Source organism: Streptomyces katrae (genome assembly GCF_000966975.1).
Lineage (GTDB): Bacteria > Actinomycetota > Actinomycetes > Streptomycetales > Streptomycetaceae > Streptomyces > Streptomyces katrae.
Map to the genome: position 1 here is coordinate 1 of NZ_JZWV01000052.1, position 1,290 is coordinate 1,290.

Annotated in this window: 2 protein-coding genes; one reads left to right on the forward strand and one right to left on the reverse strand. The window is 77.6% G+C overall.

Annotated elements, in window-relative coordinates; genetic code table 11:
• Window positions 1-11: 11 nt before the first annotated feature.
• Window positions 12-629 (reverse strand): hypothetical protein, encoded by a 618-nt coding sequence (locus VR44_RS02870; RefSeq protein ID WP_045945748.1) that lies wholly within the window; start codon window positions 627-629, stop codon window positions 12-14.
• Between the two features lie 78 nt (window positions 630-707).
• Between VR44_RS02870 and VR44_RS02875 the strand changes: the two genes are divergently transcribed.
• Window positions 708-1,290: SCO2400 family protein (locus VR44_RS02875; RefSeq protein WP_157880209.1), on the forward strand; the 583-nt coding region annotated here is incomplete at its 3' end.

Here is a 1,290-nt window from a genome sequence, read left to right on the forward strand (position 1 = left end):
TTCCTGCGCTCCTAGGCCCCCGGCACCCCCGCCCCCGGCACCCCGGCCTCCTCCGCCGGCTGCACCCGTTGGAGCAGGCCGTACGTGAACTCCGCCACCAGGGGCCGCCCCGACGCGGTGAACGCGAGCCGCCAGCGCGTCGGCGCGGTGCCCTCCATCGGCCGGGCCGGCGCGAAGGCCCGGGCCACCTCGTCCACCGTCGCCGACCAGGGCCGCAGGTCCGCGTCCGTCTCCAGTACGGGCCCGCGCGCGCCCGGAGCCCGTACCAGCCACTCGTTCCACACCGCCCCGTCCGGCGCGGCCAGCACCTCGAAGCGCAGCTCCGGCCAGAGCGGCACCGGCCACAGCAGCGCCTCGCACTCCAGGTCCCCGATCCGCCGGCGCTCCGCCGACTCCGGCGGCCCGAGCACCGACCGGTAGCGCGCCAGCGCCCCGCGCGAGCGGGGGGAACGCACCATGGCCTGCCAGCGCCGGTTGGCCTCCCGCTGCTCGGCGTGGCTGGCGCCCAGCCGCAGCCGGGCCGCCTCCGCGAGGTCGGGCTGGAAGTCCGCCATCCTGCGCAGCAGCACCAGCTGGAAGGCGCCCGGCCCGAAGGCTCCCGGGCGGCCCGGATTCGGGGTCGCGGTCATGGAGCCCACGATTCCACACAGGATCCTCACGCTCCCGGAATACTTATGTTGCCGGGGACCGCATAGCCTGCGGGCGCCATGAACTACTTCTGCCCCGCCTGTCAGAGGCACCTCAACGGCGCGCTCGCGTGTGCCGGGTGCGGAACGCCGGCCGAGTATCTGGTGGCCGCCGCGCCCGGCGCGCCGGCCCAGGGCCCCGAGCCGCAGCCCGCGCTGGCCGAGGTGTTCGCGGACTCCCTCGTCGTGCTCACCGCCCCCCACGAGGGCCGCGCCGGTACGCGCAAGCGCGCGGCCTCCCGCCGCAGACGCGGGCGGACCGCCCTGGCCGTCGGCCTGGGACTGGTGCTGGCGACCGGGGGCTCGATCGCCGTGGCCCGGATCGCGGGCGACGACGGCGGGGTCGACCGGGCCGACCGGGTGGAGCTCACCGACGGCGGGCCCAAGCAGCCCGACGCCCTGCCCAGCGAGGCCCCGGCCGCACCCTCCGCCCTGCCGAAGGCCGCGGGCGGGGCGGCGAAGACGGCCCGGCCCAGCGGTAGCCCGAGCACCTCGGCGCAGCCGAGCCCGAGCGGGAGCGCCTCCGCCCCGACGGGGACGCCTTCGCAGAAAGGTTCCGGCGGAGGGGCATCCGTAAATCCGACCGGAGCGGGGCAGCCCGGGG

Bases quoted from the DNA above. Each gene is read 5' to 3' on its own strand.
- VR44_RS02870 (WP_045945748.1), bottom strand. From the start codon at position 629: ATGACCGCGACCCCGAATCCGGGCCGCCCGGGAGCCTTCGGGCCGGGC.